Genomic DNA, 21479 nt, shown 5'->3' with positions numbered 1-21479 from the left:
CGGTAGGTTAATCGGGCAGTCTCTTACCGGTATCAAAATGAATTGGCTTCGTCGCTGGAATGCCCGCTCACTCGCCTCCCAGTTCTTTATCGCGGGTGGGCTCATATCGATCGCCGCCATGTTCGTGGTGGGCTTTTTTGTAAGTCACCTGATAGAGGAGGCCGTCATCCACAATTCAGGCGCGGCGACGGCGCTTTATGTGGACAGCGTGATCGCGCCACTACTTCCCGATATGCAAACAGAGTCATTGCTTGATGAAGCGAGTGCTCAGGCTCTGGACGAGACACTCGGTCAAGGTGCGCTCGGCAAGCGCCTTGTTTCGTTCAAGCTGTGGCGAAGCGACGGCACCATCCTCTATTCGAACGAAAAGGAGCTGGTGGGCAGGAAGTTTGCGGTAAGCGACAAGCTGCAGAGGGCATTCGCAGGATCTCTCGTCGCGCGCTACGAAATCGCCAGCGATCCGGAAAGCGACAAGGAGCGCGCGCTCGGCAAACCGCTCATGGAGATCTATAACCCTGTGCTCCAGCCGTGGTCCGGACAAGCGGTCGCCGTCCTTGAATTCTACGAGACAGCACAAGGACTGGGCGATAGTCTGGCGCATGCCAGGCTCCGGAGCTGGGGCGCCGTCACCGCTCTCACGGCGACCTTTTTCCTTGTTCTCTCCGTTCTGGTGTTCCGGGGTAGCCGCACGATCGAGACGCAACGCAAGGATCTCAAAGAACGGGTCGATGAACTGTCTGCACTGCTGGCGGAAAACCGCGGACTCCAACGACGACTGCAGCGCGCCTCCCAGCGGGCGGCAGCGCTGAACGAAACTTATTTGCGCAGCATCGGTGCAGATCTGCACGACGGTCCAGCCCAGCACATTGCCTATGCCTCACTGCGCCTCGACAGCGACATGTTGATCAATGCGTCCACCCAGCCCGAAGCGCGTGAAAAAGAGCTTGCCTGGATACGCTCGAGCCTTGCCGAGGCGATGACGGAGATCCGCAATATCTGCAGCGGACTGGTGCTTCCGCAGATCGAGAAGTCCTCAATCACCGAGATCGTCACGCGGGTCGTCGAAGCGCATCAACACAAGACCGAGACCCATGTCGAAACGATTATCAACGAAGATGGACCGGACCTTCCTCCTGCCGTGAAGATCTGTATCTATCGCTTCATTCAGGAGGCCCTGAATAATGCCTATCGCCACGGTGGCGGCGTTCAGCAGGCTGTCAGGGCTGTCTCGCGCAAGGGTCATGTTCGTGTCGAAGTCAGCGATCACGGCGACGGCTTCAATCCGAGCGAGGTGAGACCAACGAGCCTCGGCCTCGTGGGGTTGCGGGAGCGCGTCGGCAGCCTGGGGGGATCCTTCGACATCAAGACAGGCGAAGAAGGAACGACCGTGACCATGATCTTCGAGCCAATGGAAGTGGGAGAGTAGCGATGACATCAATCACCATCGGCGTCGTGGACGATCATCCGCTTTTTCGAGAGGGTGTAACGCGTAGCCTGTCGGAGATCAGCGGCTTTGTCGTCGTTGGTGAAGGAGCCAGCAGCGACGACGCGGCGATGATCGCCTCAGACAACCACCCCGACATCATGCTTCTCGACGTCTCGATGCCCGGCGGCGGGCTGTCTGCGGTCAGTGACGTCCTGGCGCGGAGTCCGACAACGAAAGTGCTGATGTTGACGGTATCCGAGGAGGTGGACACCTTACTGGGAGCTCTGCAACGGGGTGCGATGGGTTATGTTCTGAAAGGTGTCGGTTCGCGAGGCCTCGCCGAAGCAATCCAAACCGTCCTGCGTGGCTCGCGATATATCTCGCCGACGATGTCGGCAAAGGTCATGGAGAATTCGCTGAATGGCGGAACCTCCGACAAGAGCAGTCTGACGCCACGGGAACGCGAGGTGATGGATCTTGTCGCCCAAGGCATGTCAAACAAGCATATCGGCTTGCGTCTCAGCCTGCAGGAAAAGACTGTAAAGCACCATATGACCCAGATTCTGAGCAAGCTTGGTGCCTCGAACAGGACGGAAGCGGCTCTGCAATGGCGCGAACGGCGCTGAAAGAAGTTATTGCCCCGCTATCACGCTTCAGCGAAGAAAGCGGCTCAGCCGGCGGGCATCGTTGGCCGTCGCCTGTCGATTTATGATCGTCCGGCCTTTCGAGTCCTTCATAATGTAGCGACCGCGCTGCAGGACTTCAGTGATACCATTCGAATGACGGACGTCGATCGAGCCATCGGACGCTGCCGTCGCTTTCGTTCCCGATCCTACTGACGACCCTGAAGACGAGGAAGAGGATCCCGTGCTGCCGGTGGAACTCCCACCATTGCCATTCCCTGAGCCATTGCTGCTGCTGTTGCTGCTGCCACCACCATTGCTATTGCCATTCCCTCCCCCGTTGCCGTTACCGCCGCTGTTGCCATTCCCTCCCCCATTACCGTTGCCGTTCCCACCGCCGTTGCCGTTCCCACCGCCGTTGCCATTCCCACTGTTGCCGTCTTTTGCCTGCGCGCGTTCCATAGCCAGAACAGGAAGGAAACCGCCGAGATTCAATGTGGCTGGTGATGCGGCAGCGACGAGAGCGACGGCCGCGCTGCCGCCCAATCGCAGAAAATCGCGTTTCCGGATACTCATGCCATAGCCTCGTTCGTCCGCCGTTTTCCCATGCAAAATATGACGCGTAAGATTTCTCGCTGTTCCGCAGACAAATTGCAACCGACCTAGGTAGTAGGCGCCGGCAAGACTTTGGTCCGGCTTAATTGATTGCCATACTCGGCGTCCAGAAAAGTCCGAGCGATCGCAAGCCCAGAGTCACTCGCTTCTCCATCTCTGTTATTCTGTGAGGTCAGGAAGCATTTCTATGGAACTTCTCCCCTCGTCGTCGCTTTGTTTGTCGAAGTGCAACAGAGGAAACCCCGATGGCAAACCCGAACGAATCCCCCGCAGTCCAGTCCATGCGAAAAGAGCAGGCAGAGCAGCGGAAGCAGACCCGAAAAGGCGAACTCGACAAAGCAATCGAGGACACCTTTCCGGCGTCCGATCCGGTGTCAGCCACCCACACCTCAATTCCCGCCGGCCGCAGCGACGTCGACGCGGCCGAGCGTGTGAAGCGGGAGCCCGATCCCACCAAGCTGGAGGACGAGTTTCCGCTCGTGGATCAAGCCCTGCGCTCGACCGGTGAAGCTGCCCGCTCCTCCGATATCGATCGCGAAAAAATGTGCGGTCTTCAGAAAGAAGCCGGTCGGATGGCCGAATCCGCTTCGGATCTGGCTTCTGGAACAGCCCGCCTGGCAAAGGCGGAGGCTCGCACATTCGTCCACGACCTCGAGGATCGCATACGCCGGCAGCCGCTGACAGCGGTCGCAATCGTCGCCGGCATCGCCTTCGTCTTCGGTGCGACGCGTTGAGGAGCCAAGTGGCAGTCGGCTCGCTCGATCACCCCGAGAGGGTTCGGCCGGCGGGACATTACGGTGTGGAGAGCCGCCTCCATTGGGACGATTGCGGGCGGGGAATTCCTGAGGCGGAAACTCAGGAGCGTTTCTAGAGCCTGTCCGTGCTTCGACTTCCGGGGGGCATCGTGAAAATTGCAACCTATAACGTCAACGGCATCAATGGACGGCTGCAGATCCTACTGCGCTGGCTCAAGGAGGACGCCCCTGATGTGGTCTGCCTCCAGGAACTGAAGACAGACGACGCCGGGTTTCCACGAAAGGAGATCGAACGGGCCGGCTACGGCGCCGTCTGGCATGGACAGAGATCCTGGAACGGGGTGGCCATCCTGGCGAAGGGCAAGACCCCGATCCTGACGCGGCGCGGTCTTCCCGGCGATCCGGACGATACCCACAGCCGGTATATCGAAGCTGTCGTCGACGGTATCCTGATTGGATGCCTCTATCTTCCGAACGGAAATCCGTTCCCAGGAGCAAAGTTCGATTACAAGCTTCGCTGGTTCCGTCGCCTACACGAATATGCCATCGAACTCCTCGATATCGGGGTGCCTTCGATCCTGGCCGGCGACTTCAACGTCATGCCGACGGAGATCGACGTATACAAGCCGGAACGCTGGCTGGACGATGCCCTTTTCAGGCCGGAAGTGCGCAAGGCCTATGCTCATCTCGTCGCCCAAGGCTGGACCGACGCCGTCAGACATTTGCATCCAGAGGAGCGGATCTACACCTTCTGGAAATACTGGCGAAACAGCTTCGAACGTGACGCTGGGCTTCGGATCGACCACTTCCTGCTCAATCCGGCCGTCGCACCGTGGCTGCAATCGGCGACCGTCCGGCGAAAGCCGCGCGGCTGGGAGCATACGAGCGACCACGCGCCAGTCATGATCGAGCTCGACGTTTCGGAGGCGGAAGCCGACCTATGAGCCGCGAGCGAGGGAACCTGTCATGTCGCCGAGAGTTAGCTTTTACAGCGCCAATGCAAAGGACCTGCCCCACAACTCTCCAACCTGATGTGACCGATATGGACGAAAGCAAGAACTACCTGAACACCGACGAGATCCAGGCCGATGATCAGCTGTCGCCGAAGCCGGTCGAAGGCAAGGATCCGCCAAGGCGGGTGCGCAGAAGCGAGGAAGCCATCGCCGAAGGCTCTGACGATACCGAGCGCGTCCGGGTTCAGCCTCCCGTTGCAAATCCTGATTGATAAACCCATGGACCCTTCTCGAAGTGATTCAGGTTCCTGGCATCACCTCAGTTGCCAGCATCCAGATCGTAAATGCGGCCCGTCAACCAGGCTGGCCAGTCTCGCTCGAAAAAGGATCTGGCGCTTTCATCGAATGTGCGGTTCGCACGCGTTGAAAGCCTAATCTCATCGCCATCAAGCCGAACGACGATCTGCTCCTTGCGATGCACTTCGCGTTCCTTCCGGAAACGATAATCCTGCAACGGCCCTGCGCTCGCAAGCGGAAGGGATTCGCCCTCCGAATCGCATATTGCGCGCGCCCCACGGCTGCCGCCTCCATTGCGAATGAAGAAATCAAGTGCGCTGAGCACGGCTTCCGACGCGAGCGCCATATGCCGCCATTGCACACCTCGAACCGCCTCCGCTGCGCGACCATAGGCAATGCCGTCGGCTCGAATTTCAGCGTTCAGTTTCCGCGCTTCGACCAAGGCTCTGCCTACGCTCTCCTGATCGCAGATGATGCCAGCCTTCTCGCTCATTCGTGCCTGCACTGCCAATCGGATTGATTTGACGGTGAGCGGGCTCTCCTTGCGAAGGCCGGCAAGGAGGTCGGCGATGCCCGCCTCTGCGATATCGGCTATATCCCCCGTGGGGTGCCGCTTCGCCCTTCGGCTCGCGCTGATGTGCTCGCCCGCCCGGGTGCCGAAGACCTGCCCGGCATTGAGCGCCGCTCCACCCGGCCTCGTCACGCCGTGGGTGCCCGCCGCTTCTCCAACCGCGTAACAGCCGCCGAGATTGCTGCGGCCCCAGGTATCGACCATGATGCCGCCGTTCATGTGCTGGTTGTTGACCGCAAATTCTAGCGGCTTTTCGGCAATATCGATCTTGTAGCGGCGGTAGAGCTCGATCGCGAGCGGGTTCATATGCTTCAAGCGATCGATCGGCATTTCCTGGTCGGCGCCGGCCTTGCCGAGATATTCGCGGACGTCTTCATCCAGTCTTTCCAGGCTGAACGGCAGATCGCCCGGCACGGATAGGGGATTGCGATTGAAATCCATAAAGACGCGCCGCCCTGCGGCTGTTTCGCTAGCGATGGCAAGGTCGACCAGGCTTGAGCCGAAATCGAGCATGCGCGTCGCGTGAAATGGCCACTGATAGCCCTTGCGGAAGATGTTCGACGCCAGCTCCTGCGTGCTGCGATAATACTCTGCCAGAAAGTGGTGCTCGGCGCCTTCGGTATCGAGCGAGTAGATATGCGGGATGGCCTGGACGTAGGTGCCGGACAGATTCCATGGGAACCCTTCCCTGCGTGTTCCGATCCCGAACTGGCTTTCGGTCAGGTTGACGAGCTCGACGCCTGCCTCAAGCGCCAATCCGAGAGAACCGAAGCAGCCGTTGGGATAAACGCTGTCGCGATAAAGTTCGCCCGGCCCGCCGGCCGCAAGCACGATCACGCCACTGACGAACAGCGCGATGCCCAGCGGGTTCTCCTCCGTGCGGTCGCTGGCACGCATGGCGAGTATGCCGACGACGTGGCGATCAGCTCCCTCACCCTCGGTTAGGATCTTTACAGCGGTGGTCTGGTTGTAAAACGGCACTCCGAGCCGGATCACCTCCTCGGCCAGCACCTTGACCATCAGGCGTGACGTGCGCGGGCCGCAACTGGTAGCGCGGCCGACTTCGTCATGGTCGGTCTGATATCTGAGCGTTCCGCCCAGCGGATCCTGCGGCAGCGGCAGACCTAAGAACTGAAGCGACGCCATCATCCGCGACGAGCCCACAGCCTCGACGTAGGCCATGTCCTCGTCCATTGCGCCGCCGCTGCGGATGGCTCGGGCCATCGCCTTGTAGTTGTCGCCCTGATCCGCCGTATTTGCAGTATGAAGGGTCTGCTTGTCGGATCCCGAACAGGCCGAGGTTCCACCCCATGCGCTTTGGCTGACGATGACGACGTCATCGCCGCGCCGCTTCATTTCCACCGCGGCTCGCAGACCTGCCGCGCCGGATCCGACAACGACGCAACCGGCCTGATAGACCGGCACCTCGACGCCGGCGAGCCGGATCACTTCCGAAGGGGTGGGCTCGGTTGGGAGCCGCGGCATGTCGACATCGGTTAGTGCGTCAAGAATTTCCTGCGGAACGTCTATGGTCATCGGCGTTCAGCCAGCGGGATGTCGACCCAGCGCCTCTCGCGGGAGGACTCCATGCATGCGTCGACGATCTGGCAGATGTGATGGCCGGTATCGAATGTCGGCCACATCGGCCGGTTTGCAACGATCGAGCGGATCACCTCGGCCACCTCGATGATCTTGCTTTCATTGTAGCCTAGGCCGAAATTCGGCAGGGGAAGGAAAGCCCTGAAGGTGGGGTTCTCAGGCCCCACGTCGATCTCCCGGAAGCCGCGCCGCCCCGTCCGGTCGTCGTTGGAGTAGAAGCGAAGCCGGTTTATCTCGTCATAGGTATAGGCGATGCTGCCCTTCGTTCCATAGATTTCGTAGGTCTGCATGAACTTGCGGCCGGTCGCGACACGGCTGAAATCGACGATCCCGCCGGCACCGTTCTCAAACCGGCACAGCAGGTTCGTCGCATCGGGATTGGTGATATCAGCCCAGGACTCGTTGCCTGACAGTTTCACCTGCTCGCCGTAGGCAAGGCCCTCGACGACAGGCCGACGCGGCGTCACAATGAGATTGTCGGCGATCAGCGAACTGACGCGGCCGACCAGGAAATCCATGAAGCTGAAGATGTGCGAACCGGTATCACCGACGATCCCGGTCGGCGCAAGCTTTCTATCGGCGCGCCACATGAAGGGCGCGTAGGGATCGCCATACATGTCGACGTGCTGGCAGCCGCGGAACAGCTTGATCTCGCCGATTTCGCCGGATTGAATGATGTCTTTCGCCAGATCATGGACAGGATTGCGAGGAAAGGCGTGTCCAACGCGGGTAATGACACCCTTCGCCCGGGCGATGTCGGCCAGTTCCCGCGCTTCAGCGGCGGTGTTTGCCAACGGCTTCTCGCAATAGACATGTTTGCCGGCCAGCAAGGCCGCCTTGGCCACTTGGTAATGAAGGTGGTCGGGCAGGCAGATATCGATCAGATCGACATCAGGATCGGCGACCGCGAGATTCCAATCCTGAAGAATTCTTGCACTCGGCGCCCTGTGGGAAAGATCCCCGGCTGCCTTCGAGGGACCTTCGACGAGAGCCACGATCCGTGCCGTTCCGTCCGACACTCCGAAGAAATGCGGAAAGGTCTGATAGGCCATCGTGTGGACCTTTCCCATCCAGCCCGAGGCGCCAAGCACTGCAACTCTGACTTCAGACATTGTCGTCTCTCCTCTCGATATGGCTTACCGGATTTCGACGCGGGCCCGAGGCCTCGCATCGTTGCGTTCGTAGGCGAAGATGGTGGGGGCAAGTGCCGGCAAGCCTCGAATGAGGTCCGATCCTTTTTCGCCGACCATGATCGTCGGGGCGTTGGTATTGCAGGACGGCACGCGCGGCATGACGGATGAATCGCAGACCCTGAGGCCTTCCAGGCCATGGACCTTGAGATCGAGCCCGACAACCGCGTCAGGCCCTGTCCCCATCTTGCAGGTACCGACCGGATGATGATCGGTCTTTGCGTTGGCGCAGCCGTAGTCGAAAAGCTGCTCGTCGGTCATGACCTTCGGTCCTGGAAGCCTTTCGGCCATGACATAGGGCTTCAGCGCCGCCTGTTGCATGATCTCGCGCGCGATCTTGAGCCCTTCCAGCGACATCGTCCTGTCGTGCGGATCGGACCAGTAGTTGGGGTCGATCAATGGGGCGGCAGCCGGGTCTGAGGATGACAGACGGACTGTCCCCCGCGAGCGCGGATGCAGATAGGCGGAGTTAAGCGTCACACCGGCATTCTTGAGCCGCTCGACACCGGCTTCGATGCCCGAACCCAGGCCGAGATGGAACTGGATATCAGGAGAACGGGCTTGCGGATCGGCGTACCAGAAGCCGCCGGTCTCGAAGAGCGACGAGGCGACAGGACCGGTGCGGAACAGGACGTATTGAATCCCCGCCCAAAGTGTCCGGTGGAGTTTTGCAACGCCATCATAGGTGTGATCGCCCGTGCATTCAGCGATGACGAAAAGATCCAGGTGATCCTGCAGGTTTTCGCCGACACCCGGCAGATCGTGGAGCACTTTGACGCCCACCGACCGCAGATGATCGGCCGGTCCTATGCCGGACTGTAAAAGCAGCTTCGGTGATCCGATCGCCCCTGATGACACCAGCACTTCGCGTTCAGCGCGCACGATCTCCAAGCCGCGCGAGGTCACGATCTCGACGCCTGTCGCACGGGCTCCCTCCACGATAATACGGGCGACGCGCGCGCCCGTCCGGACCGTCAGGTTCTTGCGGTCCTTGATCGGGGAGAGATAGGCGAGCGAAGCCGACGACCGGCGGCGGTTGCGCTGCGTGAGCTGATAAAATCCCACTCCCGCCTGCTGGCGTCCGTTGAAGTCGTGATTATAGGGAATGCCGAGCTCCTGCCCTGCACGGATATAGGCGTCGCAGATCGGCAACGGCGCAGCCGGCATCGAGACGCCCAGCGGACCGCCATAGGAGTGATAGTCGTCAGCGAAGCGCTGATTGTCCTCCGCGCGTTTGAAATAGGGAAGGATCGAGCGGTAGTCCCAGCCCTCGCAACCGTCTTCACGAGCCCAGAGGTCATAATCCGCCGCGTTTCCGCGTGTATAGAGCTGGGCGTTGATGGACGAGCCACCGCCGATGACTTTCGCCTGCGTATAGCGAAGCACCCGACCTTTCATGTGCTTCTGGGGGACAGTTTCCCATCCCCAGCTGGCAACGCCTTTGGTCATCTTGGCGAAGCCGGCCGGCATGTGAAAGAGCGGATTCCAGTCGCCTCCGCCCGCTTCGAGCAGGAGCACGCTGACATCGGGATCTTCGCTCAGCCGGCTCGCAAGAACGCATCCTGCCGGACCGGCGCCAGTGATGATGTAATCGAATCCCATTTTACTGTCCTGTTGCATCCGGCCTGGCGACCGCCAGCGCCTGTGTCATGCCTGCAAAGTCCTTCGACGCGATGTGATCTGCCACTCTCAGCGCTTGGGCGGCGATGGTGAGCGCAGGATTCACCGCGGCCGAAGTGGGGAGGAAACTGGCGTCGACGACGAAGAGATTTTCGTGATCATACGAACGGCAGTAGGCGTTCAGCGGCGCAGTCGCGGGATCGTTTCCGATGCGGATCGTTCCGCACTGATGCGAGGGCGTGCGCTTGTCGAAGGGTCTCGACAGCACGATCGGAAATCCGATCGACTTCAGAATCCCCTTCAACTTGGCGACAAGTGCGAGATGGGCGTCCCAGTTGGTTCGTTGCCATTGGAGAATAATCCGGTCTCCATCCACCATGACGCGGTTTTCGGGGTTGGGAACGTCCTCGCTCATCGCATAAAAGTCGATGGCATGGCCTGTGATGAAGCGCAGAAGCCACTCCGGAGCCTGCGGCAGAGAGCCCTTGAGGACCTTTTCAGAGATGCGGCCGAGGAGCTGCACGTTGCCGAGGGGCGGTCCGCCCTCCCCGTCGGAGAGATAGAAGTCGTTGAAGGCAAACGTCTTCTGATAGATGGAGGTATTCCTGAACCGCGGCGAGACCCCGATGACGGCGGACGCATTGTGATTCATGAAGTTGCGGCCCACCTGGTCGGAAGAGTTCGCCAGACCCTTTGGGAAGCGGTCGTTTTTCGAACGCAGCAAAAGCACGGATGATTGGACCGCCCCGGCGGAGAGGATCACGATCTTAGGCGAAACAGTCACCGTCTGCCCGTTCTTGATGTAGGTCACCTGGTCGATCCGGCTCCCCGCTCCAAGGTCGAGCCTCGTTACACGCGCAGTGGTTTCGAGCCGCACGTTCTCGTGTCTCAGCGCCACTGCGAGGGCTGCAGTCTCGGCATCCATCTTGCCGTCCCGTGCGTTTGGATGCGCATCCCATGGCGTGCGTGCTTTGGAGAGCCAGGCGTCAAGATCCAGGCCGAGCGGTAGGGAAAACGGATGCAGGCCTTTCTGCTTGAGGCGCGCCCTGACATCGGCAATCGGCGCCTCGTCGGGGACTGGCGGGTATTCGTAGGCAGCCGTGTGATGCGGTTCGGTGGGATCTTCGCCCAGACTGCCACGGACCTGATACATGCGTTCAGCCTGGCAGTACCACGGCTCCAGCACCTCATACGGAAACGGCCAGGCTGGAGATACGCCCTCGCGGTGTTCGATGACTGCGAAATCCTCTTTGCGATAACGCGACAGCACGGCGCCGTAGAACTTCGAATTCCCGCCGACATTGTAATAGTTTCCGGGATTGAATCCCTTGCCGTTCGCCTCGTACCAGGTTTCCTTCGGTCGAAAATGTCCCCGCTGGAAGATCGCGCGTTGGTCGCGGTTGATCGGAAGGTCGGCGATATGATCGCCGGCTTCGAGGATCAATATCTGCGCGCCGGTCACGGCCAGGCCGGCCGCGACCGTGGCGCCGCCGATGCCTGAACCGATGATGACGATGTCAGGTGAACTGCTCATGTTAGCACCTGGCCACTACACGATCCGCGCCTGTGTTTCCGGATCGAAGAAGACGGCCTTGTCGAGATTGAATGCGAGGCGGGTGTTTTGTCCTGGAGCGATGCCGGTATCGGCGCGCAGGCGGGCGACGACGGATTTGCCGCCGAGCTTGGTGACGGCGAAGGTATCGGAGCCGGCCGGTTCGACCACCTCGATCAGGCAGTCGCCCTCGGTCAGCGAGCGCGCCTTGCGGTCGGCGCCATCGGGATCGGTCAAGGCCTCCGGCCGGATGCCGAAGATCACCTGTTTGCCGGTATAGGCGGTCAGGCCATTGTTGCCTGCGATGACCGGGAGCCTCAGCGGGGCGGCATTCGGCCGCTCCAGCGAGACCTCGAGCCCGCCGGCGCCGTTTTCGACGGTGGCGGTGAGCAGGTTCATTGCCGGCGAGCCCATGAAGTCGGCGACGAAGATGTTGGACGGGCTGTTATAGATCTCGGCCGGCGTGCCGAACTGCTGCAGCACGCCGTCCTTCAGCACGGCGATCTTGGTCGCCAGCGTCATCGCCTCGATCTGGTCGTGGGTGACATAGACGAAGGTGGTGCCCATGCGCTGATGCAGCCGCTTGATCTCGGTGCGCATGTCGACGCGCAGCTTGGCGTCGAGGTTGGACAGCGGCTCGTCGAACAGGAAGACCTGCGGATTGCGCACCAGCGCTCTCCCCATGGCGACACGCTGGCGCTGGCCGCCGGAGAGCTGGCTCGGCTTGCGATCGAGCAGATGGCCGATCTGCAGCATGTCGGAGACTTGCCCGATCGCCTTGACACGCTCCTCCTTCGGCACGCCGCGGATCTCCATGCCGAAGGCGATATTGCCGGCCACCGTCATGTTCGGATAGAGCGCATAGGACTGGAACACCATGGCGATGTCGCGCTTGGAGGGATGCAGACCGCTGATGTCGCGCCCGTCGATCTTGATATCGCCGGAGGTGATCGTCTCCAGCCCGGCAATGGTGTTGAGCAGCGTCGACTTGCCGCAGCCGGACGGGCCGACCAGCACGAGAAAGCCGCCCTTTTCGAGTTCGAGGTCGATCCCCTTGAGAATGTCGACGGCGCCGAAGCGTTTTCTGAGACCGGAGATTTCGAGGAAGGCCATGGATTACCCTTTGACAGCGCCCGCCATCAGACCGCGCACGAAGTAGCGGCCGGCGAGGATATAGACGATGAGCGTCGGCACGGCTGCGATCATCGCAGCCGCCATGTTGACATTGTATTCGACCACCCCGGTCGAGGTGTTGACGACGTTGTTCAGCGCCACCGTCATCGGCATGGATTCACCGGTGCCGGCGTAAGCAGAGGCAAACAAGAAGTCGTTCCAGATATTGGTGAACTGGTAGATCACCGTGACGACGATGATCGGCAGCGAGTTCGGCAGCATGATGCGGCGGAAGATCTGGAAGAAGCTGGCGCCATCGACCTGGGCGGCCCGCACCAGTTCGGTCGGAAAGGCCTCGTAGAAATTGCGGAAGAACAGCGTCGTGAAGCCGAGGCCATAGACGACATGCACGAAGACCAGATTGACGGTCGGATTGCCGAAGCCGAAGTTCCAGCCCGTGGCATTCTGCAGCGTCATGCCGAAGCGGCCGAGCGAGCCGAGGATCGTTGCCATCGGCAACAGCACCGACTGGAACGGGATGAAGCAGGCAAACAGCATCAGCCCGAACACCAGTGTGTGGCCGGGGAAGCGCCATTTGGTCAGGACATAGCCGTTCAACGCCCCCATGATGGTGGAGATCGCGACAGCCGGCACGACCATCTTGATCGAGTTCCAGAAGTAACCCTTGATGCCGGCGCAGGTCAGCCCGACGCAGGTCTCGCCCCAGGCCTTGATCCAGGGATCGAAGGTCGGCGATTGCGGCAGCGCCAGCATGTTGCCGTTCTGGATCTCGTCCATGGTCTTGAACGAGGTGGTCAGCATGACGAAGAGCGGCATCAGATAGAGGACGGCAAAGATCAGCAGCAGGCCGTAGATGACGGTGCGGCCGATCCAGCGGGTGTTGTTCCTGTGATCGCTGCCATGCGGCAGCGGTGCGGTCGAGGTTGCTATTGGAGAGGTCACGCTGCTCATCGCGCCTTCTCCTTCAGTTCGGAATAGAGATAGGGAACGATGATTGCCGAGATGGTCATCAGCATGATGATGGCGCTGGCCGAGCCGACGGCCATCTCGTTGCGCTTGAAAGTGTATTCATACATGAAGTTCGACGGCAGCCAGGCCGAGCCGCCGGGGCCGCCCGAGGTCAGCGCCACCACCAGGTCGTAGGACTTGATCGCCATATGGGCGAGCACGATGAAGGCGGACAGGAAGATCGGCCGCAGCAGCGGGATGACGATGCGCCGATAGAGCTGGAATGGGGAAGCGCCGTCGATCTGCGCGGCCTTCATGATCTCGCCGTCGATGCCGCGCAAGCCGGCCAGGAACATCGCCATGACGAAGCCCGACGCCTGCCAGACACCGGCGATGACGACGGTGTAGATGACGAAGTCCTTGTTCTTGATCCAGTCGAAATGGAAGCTCGTCCAGCCAAAATGGTGCAGCGTCTGTTCCAACCCGAGGCCGGGATCGAGGAACCATTTCCAGGCAACGCCTGTGACGATGAAGGAGAGCGCCATCGGATAGAGGAAGATCGGCCGGAGCAGACCCTCGCCGCGGATCTTCTGGTCGAGCAGGATGGCGAGGAACAGGCCGAGCGCCAGGCAGATGCCGATATAGAGGAAGCCGAAGATCGCCATGTTGGTGATCGAGGTGTACCAGGAAGATGGCGGATCGCTCTCGAAGGTCCAGCGCCACAGCCGCTGATAAGCGCGCGCGCCGGTCAGCGCATAGGAGGGAAAGGTCTTGGAATTGGTGAACGACAGATAGGCCGTCCAGACGATGAAGCCGTAGACGAAGATGATGGTGATGACGAAGCTCGGCGCCAGGACGATCTTCGGCAGCGCATCCTGCAGCCGGCCCCTCAACGAGATCGCCGTCGATTGCCTCGGCGTCAAAACCGGATCGGTGGTCGCAACGGTGCTCATGGAATGTCATCTCCTCCCCAAAATCGGTCCCGCATGATCATCCCTGCATGATCGGCGCGGAGCCTGAAGCTTCCCCGCGAGCAGGCGGGGAAGCATTTTTAGTCGACAGTGGCCTCAGCGGGCGTCGTCGATCGCCTGGACGAGCTGCTTGACGGCTTCGTCGGAGGTCTTGATCTGGCCGTGGACGAACTTCGAGACGACATCCTTATAGGCATTGGCGATCGCCGGCGGTGCGCCGTACCCTTGCGCCAGCGAGCCGTACAGCGTGCCGCCTTCGTTGGCTGCCTTCAGGTCGGCGATGCCCTTCTTGCCGCAAGCGTCGAAGTCGGTGTCGGGAACGTCGGTACGAGCCGGCACCGAACCCTTGACGACGTTGAAGGCCGACTGGAAGCTCTTCGACAGCGTTGCCGTTGCCAGCGCCACCTGGGCCGCCTTGCGGTCATCGGGGACGTTGAACATGCCGAACATGTCGGAGTTGTAGACCACGCTGCCGTCGGTGCCGGGGAAGCGGTAGCACAGGAAGTCGGTGTCCGGCGTCTTCTTGGCGGCGACGAATTCGCCCTTGGCCCAGTCGCCCATCACCTGCACCAGCGCATCACCCTTGATGACCATGGCGGTCGCCAGGTTCCAGTCGCGGCCCGAGAAGTTCGGGTCGACATACTTGATGATCGTCGCCAGATTGTCGAAGGACTTCTTCATCGTGTCGGACTTCAGCGATTCCTCGTCGAGGTCGTTGAAGGCCTTCTTGTAGAACTCCGGACCGCCGGTCGACAGCACGATGGAATCGAACATCGTCGCTTCCTGCCAGTTCTGGCCGCCAAGGGCGAGCGGGATGACGCCGGCGGCCTTGGCCTTGTCGAGCAGTGCGATCAGCTCGTCGAAGGTCTTCGGCTGGGTGCCGCCGATCTTGTCCATCACAGCCTTGTTGATCCACAGCCAGTTGACCGAGTGGACGTTGACGGGAGCTGCAACCCACTTGCCGTCATAGACCGAGAACTTCTGCAGCGCTGCCGGAACCGACTTGTCCCAGCCTTCCTTCTTCGCCGTCTCGGTCAGATCGCCCATGACGCCGGCCTGGGCATAGTCGAGCACGGTATAACCCAGCATCTGCGAGGCCGTCGGATAGGTGCCGGCCGCAACCATCGCCTTCAGTGCCGTCATCGCCGCATCGCCGCCACCGCCGGCAACCGGCACGTCCTTCCAGGCAAAACCTTCCTTCGAAAGATCCTGCTTCAATACGTTCAGCGCCGCTGCCTCGCCGCCTGACGTCCACCAGTGCAGCATCTGTACTTCCTTCACGTCGGCGGCGCGTACGGACACGCTGGCGCTAGCCAGAGCCAATGCGATCATTGCGGTCGTGGTCAAAAACCTGTTCATCGAAGAACCTCCCAGTTCAAGTTTGGAAGATGCGGGACCCATTCCCGCACCAATCACCCGCCCTCCTCGAGCGTAGTTCGGCCACCGGCTAAGCCAGCTTTTCCGTCTGCGGCATCCACCAACTGGTGCGTTTGCCGATATGCATGTTGAGTGTCTTGGTCTCGGTGTAATCTTCGACCGCATGGCGGCCGAGCTCGCGGCCAAGGCCGCTTTGCTTGTAACCGCCGAAGGGAAGTTCCGAGGCGCCGTCCATGAAGGTGTTCATCCAGACCGTGCCTGCCCGCACCGATCGGCCGATCGTCAGGCACGTGTCGAAATCGCGGCTCCAGACACCGGCCGACAGGCCGTAGTCGATGGAATTCGCAATCCTGATCGCTTCGGCTGGTGTCTCGAATGTCAGGACCGAAAGCACCGGACCAAAGACTTCCTCGCGCGCCACGGCCATATCAGGGGTGACCTCTTCGAGGATCGTCGGCGACATGAACTGCCCCATGCCAAGATCGAGCGTCTCGCCGCCATGGGCGACGCGGGCACCGCCGCTCCTCGCCCCGGCGACGTATCCCGATATCTTCTCCAGGTGCTGCGGCGTGATGATCGCGCCCACCTGCGTCGAAGGATCAAGAGGGTCGCCGACCTTCACTGCCTTCGACAATTCGGCAATCCGCTTGACGACATCGGAAGCCATTGATTTGTGAAGGATCAGCCGCGAGCCGGCATTGCAGCACTCGCCGGCATTGAAGTATGCGCCGAAGACCGCGGCATCGACAAACGCATCGAGATCGGCATCCGGGAACACGATCTGCGGGTTCTTCCCACCCAGTTCCAGCGAGACCTTCTTCAGCGTCTGCGCAGCATTCGACATCGTCAGCTTTCCGACACCGGTCGAGCCGGTGAACGACACCATGTCGACGTCGGGATGGGAGGTCATGACCGCGCCGACCTCTGGTCCCGTGCCGGTGACAATGTTGACGACACCATCCGGAATGCCTGCCTGCTGCAGGATCTCTCCCAGAACGAGCGTCGATCCTGAGGTCAGCTCCGAGGGCTTGACGACGGTCGTGCAACCTGCGGCCAGAGCGAATGGCAGCTTCTGGCCGACGATAAGGAACGGAAAGTTCCAGGGCGTGATGATCGACACTACGCCGATCGCTTCGCGCAAGACGACGCCCAATGTGCCATCGCCGAGCGTGTTATAGCTTTCACCATGGAGGTCGCGGGCAAGAGCCGCCGCGTAGCGCCATATGTCAACGGAGCCGGCAATTTCTCCCCGCACCTGCGTGATCGGCTTTCCTGCCTCGATAGCATCGAGAAATGCCAGCTCCTCTGCGCGCGCCGCGATCAGGTCGGCAGCCTTGAGCAGGATGGCGGAACGTTCGGAAGCGGTCATTCGAGGCCACGGCCCGAGGTCGAACGCCTTGCGTGCCGCAGCGATCGCACGTTCGGCGTCGTTCTTGCTACCGGTCGGAAACCGGCTGATCACGACGCCATGGCTCGGCGCGACACGCTCGATCGGATCGGAGGCACCAGCCTCCCATTTGCCATCGATGAGCATCTTGAAATCACGCGCCTTGTGGTCGCTGAGCGCGGTGGGGTTGACGAGAACCGTCATTACCATTCTCCCTTGAACGTTGCCGGGCGCTTCTCGCTGAATGATGCGACGCCCTCCTTCAGATCGCCGGTCTTCGCAGCGAGGATCGAGCCAAGGGCTTCGACCGCGGTTCCATTGTCTTCGCCGTTCGCCGATGCGATCATCAACTTCGCGATCTCGGTCGCAGCCGGCCCCCTTGCGGCGATCCGCTGCGCATATTCCCTGGCAGCGGTCACCGCGTTTCCGGTGGGAACGACCGCGTCCACGATACCCAGCAGGCGTGCTTCTTCGGCGGTGAATATCTCGCCGCCGAGCGCCATGCGTCGGACGGCCTGCGCCCCGAACCGGCGCACAAGACGCTGAGTCCCGGACCAGCCCGGCACCATCCCAAGGCCGGTTTCCGGCAGACCAATCTTGATCTGCTCCTCTGCAAGGCGAATGTCGGCAACCCCTGCAAGTTCAAGCCCTCCTCCGAGGGCGTGGCCATTCAGAGCCGCGATGAGCGGCACCCGCAGGGTCGCCAGTCTTTCGAAGATACGGTGACCGTGCCGAACCCAGAGATGACCGAACTCCTGAGGCAACATTCCGCCCCAGGCCTTGATATCGCCTCCGGCGGAAAAGCCCTTTCCTTCGCCCGTGAGAATGGCAGCGCGCACATTGGCGTTGGCCTCCACCTCGTCGGCAGCGTCCACCAATGCCTTGAGCATGTCGAGGTCGAGCGCGTTCAGCTTCTCCGGACGAGAAATCGTCAGTGTCGCAACATGTCCGTCGACATCAATTCTGACTGTTCCGCTAGCCATGGAAGCTGCCCTCCAGCGTCCGTGCCCCTTTGACCGGAAGCGACAGGCCGATGTTCGCTTCCCTAAAGAGCTCGGCATCCATCACTTTCAGGTCGGGCGCGACGATCAGCGGAAATTCCGACTGATCGAGGATATGGGACTGGAGATCGACACCGGGGGCAATCTCGGTGAGGACGATACCATCAGGCGTCAGCTTCATCACGCACCGCTCGGTGACATAGGTTATATCCTGCCCCTGCTCGATCGCACGCCTACCGCTGAAAGTGACGTGTTCGACCTCGTTCACGAGCTTCTTCAACTTGCCTTCCTTCTCAATGAGAAGAGATCCATCGGCGATCGAAAGCTTCGCTCCGGCATTGAACATGCCGGAGAAGACGATCTTCTTTGCCCGCGCCGTGATGTCGACGAAGCCTCCGGCACCAGCCGTCACATGCGGCCGGAACGAGAGCTTCGAGACGTTGACCGAACCGTCTTTGCCGATCTCGAGGAAGGACAGCAGCGAGGCATCGAAGCCTGCGCCCTGGAAATAGGTGAACTGATAGGGAGACGGCATGTAGGCGTCGGCATTGGAGGCGCAGCCAAAGGCGAAGTCGAGCAACGGCACCCCACCGACCGCACCTTGCTCGATGACCCAGGTGACGGCGCCGTGGAGCCCTTCCTCCAGCAGGATGCGCGGCACGTTGGCCGAGATGCCGAAGCCGAGATTGACGCAGCTCCCCGCCTGAAGTTCTTGCGCGACGCGACGCGCGATGACTTTCTGAACATCGAACTCCGGAACGCTGAAGCTATCGAGCGGGCGGAAGATCTCCCCGGAAATTGCCGGATCGTATTGCGTCTGCGTCGTCTGCTTCTGTTCCGGATCGACGACCACATAGTCGACCAGCATCCCGGGCACCCGAACGTCATGGGGTTTCAGCGAGCCTTCCTTGGTGATCCGCTTGACCTGGGCGATAACGATGCCGCCGTTGTTGCGTGCGGCCAGCGCCTGATCGAGGCCGCCGAGGTAGGCGCCTTCATGTTCGTATGTCAGGTTGCCGCGCTCGTCGGCGGTGGTGGCGCGGATGATGGCAACCTCAGGGACGATCGAGGGAAAGAACAGCCAGTCGTCGCCCTCGAAGCTGACGCGCTTGACCACCGCATGCTCCGAAGCCAGGCCGTTCATCGCGCAACCCTGCCGCTCGGGATCGACGAATGTATCGATGCCGATCTTGGTCAGGACGCCCGGCCGCTTCGCGGCGGCTTCGCGATGGATGTCGAAGAGGATACCTGAGGGGATGTTGTAGGCCGGGATTTCGTTGTTGGTGATCATTTGCCAGATCAGCGGCGGCTCTGATGACGACGGGCCGGACGGATAGGAACCACCAATGATGCGCTTGAGCAGCCCCTTCTTGGCGATATAGTCGACGCCCTTGATGCCACTCATATCACCGGCAGCGATCGGATGAAGGGTCGTGATATCACGGGGATGGCCGGTCGCATCGAAACGTTCACCAATCGCCTTCAGCATGAGATCCGGGCAACCGAGACCGCTCGAGGAAGACACCGTTACAACAGCGCCATCCGGGATCAGCGCGGCCGCTTCGGTCGGGGTGAGATGCTTGTTCATTGGCGTTACTCAGAATCCTGTTTCGATTTTTACGCTCTTGCGGGCTCCGCAGCTCTCGCGAACAACCAGCCGAACCGCTGTTGTCACAGTCTCCGCCTCCGCCTTGCCCGCATTGATCTGCTTCAGAAGCAGTTGCGCGCCGCGGCGCCCAATGCCCTGCGGATCGACCGAAACCGTCGTGAGTGCGGGAACCGCCGCCTGAGCCTCGATGACGTCATCGAAACCCACGACCGCGAAGTCGGAGCCGGGCTCCAGACGGCGCGCACGCAATCCGTCGCAAACACCGAAGGCTACGGCATCGTTGAAGCAGACGGCTGCCGTGGGTTTGTCGGCAAGAACGATCGCTTTTCCGATCGCCGCCACCCCGCCAGCTCGCGAAGGCGCCGACGAGATGACAAGTTCTTGGTGATAGTCGAGCCCGGCTGCCTCTATGCCGCTTCGGTAACCGGCAAGGCGGTCGTCGAAGACAGCGGTGTCGGGAAAGCCGCCGAGAAAAGCGATGCGCTTGTGACCAAGCTCCGCCAAGTGCTTGACCGCAGACACCATGCCAGCCCGGTTGTCGGAGACGACGGACGAGACTTTGGCGCCAGGCAGGCTTCGAACGACCACCACCACCGGAATCCCTGCCGCGACGAGTGGCTTGAAGTCTGCGGCATCTGTGGCGCGCGCCGGCGACACGATGAGCCCCGAAATACCATGCTCCCGCATCGATGCGACAACCTCGCGCTGCCTGTCGATGCTCTCGCTGGTGTTCGACAGGAACTGCACGAATCCGGCCGACTGAACAACCATGTCGACGCCGACTGCCAGTTCCGCGAAGAAGCTGTTCGTCAGGTCGTTCACGACGACCCCGATGATCCTCGATTTGGCACTGGCCTGCCGAAGATTGGCTGCGCCGCGATTGTAGACGTAGCCCAGCTCGCGCATCACGGCATTGACCTTGGAACGCGTCCCCTCATTGACCAGGGAGGAACCCTGAAGCACCAGCGAAACCGTCGATTTCGAGACGCCTGCGGCTTTCGCAATGTCGATGACGGTTACCCGCGCCTTTGTCACGTCTTCCTCCCGACGCCAACGTCGAATGATTACCTAAATATTTGGAACGTTCCAATCCTGTCAAGCGAAATTTATACGAACCGCTATCCATTAGAAGCATCTGCGGCAAATTTCTCCCTCCCCGACTGCCGGAATCTCATCCCGAAAATTGGAACGGTCTAAAAAATGATCATAACTGAGAGGCATATGTCGATATTTTTCGACCTGCAGAATCGTGCGTGGCGCACGACCGACCGATGCGTTGGCAGCAAAAATGTAGAGGATTCAGGCTCGCCCGGTATTTCCGTCGAAGCGATCAAGGCGGCGTAATCGGCGGACCTTCTGGCAAAAGCAGGAAGGGCCTCTATTCTGTGTTGATGGACGTTGTGACAAGCCCAGTGGAGACCATGGAGACATGAAATTGCGCGCCGAGCTGACGGTTGTGCCGCCACGCGAACAGGCGCGGCGCTTGGCAGCGATCGCCGCGGTTTTGGTCGCACAGATCGAGCGCACCGAACCCGCGCGCGAAACCAAGGCCGCCTTGGCGGCAATCCGTACCTGGGGTGATGGCGGACGCCTGACAGGCCGGTACTTCTCCGACCTCATCTACAGCGACGATGAGCACGGGACGCTCCGCCGGCTCTCCGAGGCAGTGGGAAAGCCCAGCGAAGACGGCTGGAACGCGCTGACGACAGCAGCCATGTACGTCGCCTGGCTTGTTTATCAGGAGACAGGTGAACCCATGCCGAGTGATGTCAACGAAGTGGGAGAGGACAGCCTTGACCTTCTGGACGAGCAACTGGCCAAACTCGGCTGAAGTCCCCTCGCCGCTCGCTA

The 21479-nt window shown here is 60.8% G+C and carries 19 protein-coding genes; 6 read left to right on the top strand and 13 right to left on the bottom strand.

The genetic code is table 11. The features are described 5' to 3' along the window. Positions 1-37: 37 nt before the first annotated feature. Together ACD590_RS07805 and ACD590_RS07800 are read left to right on the top strand one after the other, a co-directional pair. The gene (locus ACD590_RS07805) at positions 38-1426 is read left to right on the top strand and encodes a sensor histidine kinase (RefSeq protein ID WP_247266178.1); all 1389 of its coding nucleotides are present in this window, start codon (positions 38-40) and stop codon (positions 1424-1426) included. 2 nt (positions 1427-1428) lie between these two features. Continuing rightward, positions 1429-2052, top strand: coding sequence for a response regulator (locus ACD590_RS07800; RefSeq protein WP_047622355.1), 624 nt, complete (start codon positions 1429-1431; stop codon positions 2050-2052). Positions 2053-2079: 27 nt separating this feature from the next. On the opposite strand, the gene ACD590_RS07795 is transcribed toward ACD590_RS07800, so the two are convergent. After that, positions 2080-2625 carry a hypothetical protein gene (locus ACD590_RS07795; protein WP_247266179.1) on the bottom strand — a complete coding sequence of 182 codons (546 nt, stop codon included), beginning with the start codon at positions 2623-2625 and terminating at the stop codon, positions 2080-2082. Positions 2626-2909: 284 nt separating this feature from the next. Here ACD590_RS07795 and ACD590_RS07790 point away from each other — a divergent pair, with 284 nt between their 5' ends. The 3 genes from ACD590_RS07790 (at position 2910) to ACD590_RS07780 (ending at position 4644) form a co-directional block, all read left to right on the top strand. Next, positions 2910-3398 carry a hypothetical protein gene (locus tag ACD590_RS07790; RefSeq protein ID WP_247266180.1) on the top strand — a complete coding sequence of 163 codons (489 nt, stop codon included), beginning with the start codon at positions 2910-2912 and terminating at the stop codon, positions 3396-3398. Between the two features lie 170 nt (positions 3399-3568). Then, positions 3569-4363: an exodeoxyribonuclease III gene (gene xth / locus ACD590_RS07785; protein WP_439002392.1), complete on the top strand. Its 795-nt coding sequence runs from the start codon at positions 3569-3571 to the stop codon at positions 4361-4363. 98 nt (positions 4364-4461) lie between these two features. Then, positions 4462-4644, top strand: coding sequence for a hypothetical protein (locus ACD590_RS07780; RefSeq protein WP_018241686.1), 183 nt, complete (start codon positions 4462-4464; stop codon positions 4642-4644). Positions 4645-4691: 47 nt separating this feature from the next. Here ACD590_RS07780 and ACD590_RS07775 read toward each other — a convergent pair whose 3' ends face one another. The 12 genes from ACD590_RS07775 to ACD590_RS07720 all read right to left on the bottom strand — a co-directional run bounded on the left by ACD590_RS07775 (position 4692) and on the right by ACD590_RS07720 (position 20663). Then, a complete protein-coding gene (locus ACD590_RS07775) occupies positions 4692-6776 on the bottom strand; it encodes an FAD-binding protein (RefSeq protein ID WP_439002391.1) in 2085 nt (694 codons plus the stop codon). After that, a complete protein-coding gene (locus tag ACD590_RS07770) occupies positions 6773-7951 on the bottom strand; it encodes a Gfo/Idh/MocA family protein (RefSeq protein ID WP_439002390.1) in 1179 nt (392 codons plus the stop codon). The genes ACD590_RS07775 and ACD590_RS07770 overlap by 4 nt, the downstream gene beginning before the upstream one ends. 24 nt (positions 7952-7975) lie before the next feature. After that, positions 7976-9631 carry a GMC family oxidoreductase gene (locus tag ACD590_RS07765; protein ID WP_028732265.1) on the bottom strand — a complete coding sequence of 552 codons (1656 nt, stop codon included), beginning with the start codon at positions 9629-9631 and terminating at the stop codon, positions 7976-7978. 1 nt (position 9632) lies between these two features. Beyond that, positions 9633-11183: a GMC oxidoreductase gene (locus ACD590_RS07760; protein ID WP_439002389.1), complete on the bottom strand. Its 1551-nt coding sequence runs from the start codon at positions 11181-11183 to the stop codon at positions 9633-9635. Between the two features lie 15 nt (positions 11184-11198). Then, positions 11199-12314 carry an ABC transporter ATP-binding protein gene (locus tag ACD590_RS07755; RefSeq protein ID WP_028732266.1) on the bottom strand — a complete coding sequence of 372 codons (1116 nt, stop codon included), beginning with the start codon at positions 12312-12314 and terminating at the stop codon, positions 11199-11201. Between the two features lie 3 nt (positions 12315-12317). Next, a complete protein-coding gene (locus ACD590_RS07750) occupies positions 12318-13286 on the bottom strand; it encodes a carbohydrate ABC transporter permease (RefSeq protein WP_112902594.1) in 969 nt (322 codons plus the stop codon). After that, complete coding sequence (locus ACD590_RS07745) at positions 13283-14236, bottom strand: carbohydrate ABC transporter permease (RefSeq protein WP_130771960.1); 954 nt, start codon at positions 14234-14236, stop codon at positions 13283-13285. The genes ACD590_RS07750 and ACD590_RS07745 overlap by 4 nt, the downstream gene beginning before the upstream one ends. A 114-nt stretch (positions 14237-14350) precedes the next feature. Continuing rightward, entirely contained in the window at positions 14351-15613 is a 1263-nt protein-coding gene (locus ACD590_RS07740; protein ID WP_439002388.1) for an ABC transporter substrate-binding protein, read from the bottom strand. Positions 15614-15701: 88 nt separating this feature from the next. Further along, positions 15702-17222 carry an aldehyde dehydrogenase family protein gene (locus ACD590_RS07735; protein ID WP_439002387.1) on the bottom strand — a complete coding sequence of 507 codons (1521 nt, stop codon included), beginning with the start codon at positions 17220-17222 and terminating at the stop codon, positions 15702-15704. Further along, entirely contained in the window at positions 17222-18001 is a 780-nt protein-coding gene (locus ACD590_RS07730; protein WP_047622622.1) for an enoyl-CoA hydratase/isomerase family protein, read from the bottom strand. Before ACD590_RS07730 ends, ACD590_RS07735 begins: the two co-directional genes overlap by 1 nt. Continuing rightward, positions 17994-19607 carry an acyl CoA:acetate/3-ketoacid CoA transferase gene (locus ACD590_RS07725; RefSeq protein WP_439002386.1) on the bottom strand — a complete coding sequence of 538 codons (1614 nt, stop codon included), beginning with the start codon at positions 19605-19607 and terminating at the stop codon, positions 17994-17996. Before ACD590_RS07725 ends, ACD590_RS07730 begins: the two co-directional genes overlap by 8 nt. A gap of 9 nt (positions 19608-19616) precedes the next feature. Continuing rightward, the gene (locus tag ACD590_RS07720) at positions 19617-20663 is read right to left on the bottom strand and encodes a LacI family DNA-binding transcriptional regulator (RefSeq protein WP_439002385.1); all 1047 of its coding nucleotides are present in this window, start codon (positions 20661-20663) and stop codon (positions 19617-19619) included. 394 nt (positions 20664-21057) lie between these two features. Between ACD590_RS07720 and ACD590_RS07715 the strand changes: the two genes are divergently transcribed. Next, positions 21058-21459, top strand: a complete 402-nt coding sequence (locus ACD590_RS07715) for an Imm6 family immunity protein (protein ID WP_439002384.1) — start codon at positions 21058-21060, stop codon at positions 21457-21459. Positions 21460-21479: the final 20 nt, after the last annotated feature.

The organism is Rhizobium sp. 862_C5_N1_2 (assembly GCF_051811205.1).
Lineage (GTDB): Bacteria > Pseudomonadota > Alphaproteobacteria > Rhizobiales > Rhizobiaceae > Rhizobium > Rhizobium leguminosarum.
Note: the sequence above shows the minus strand (reverse complement) of the source record. Positions and strands in the feature narration are given on the sequence as shown.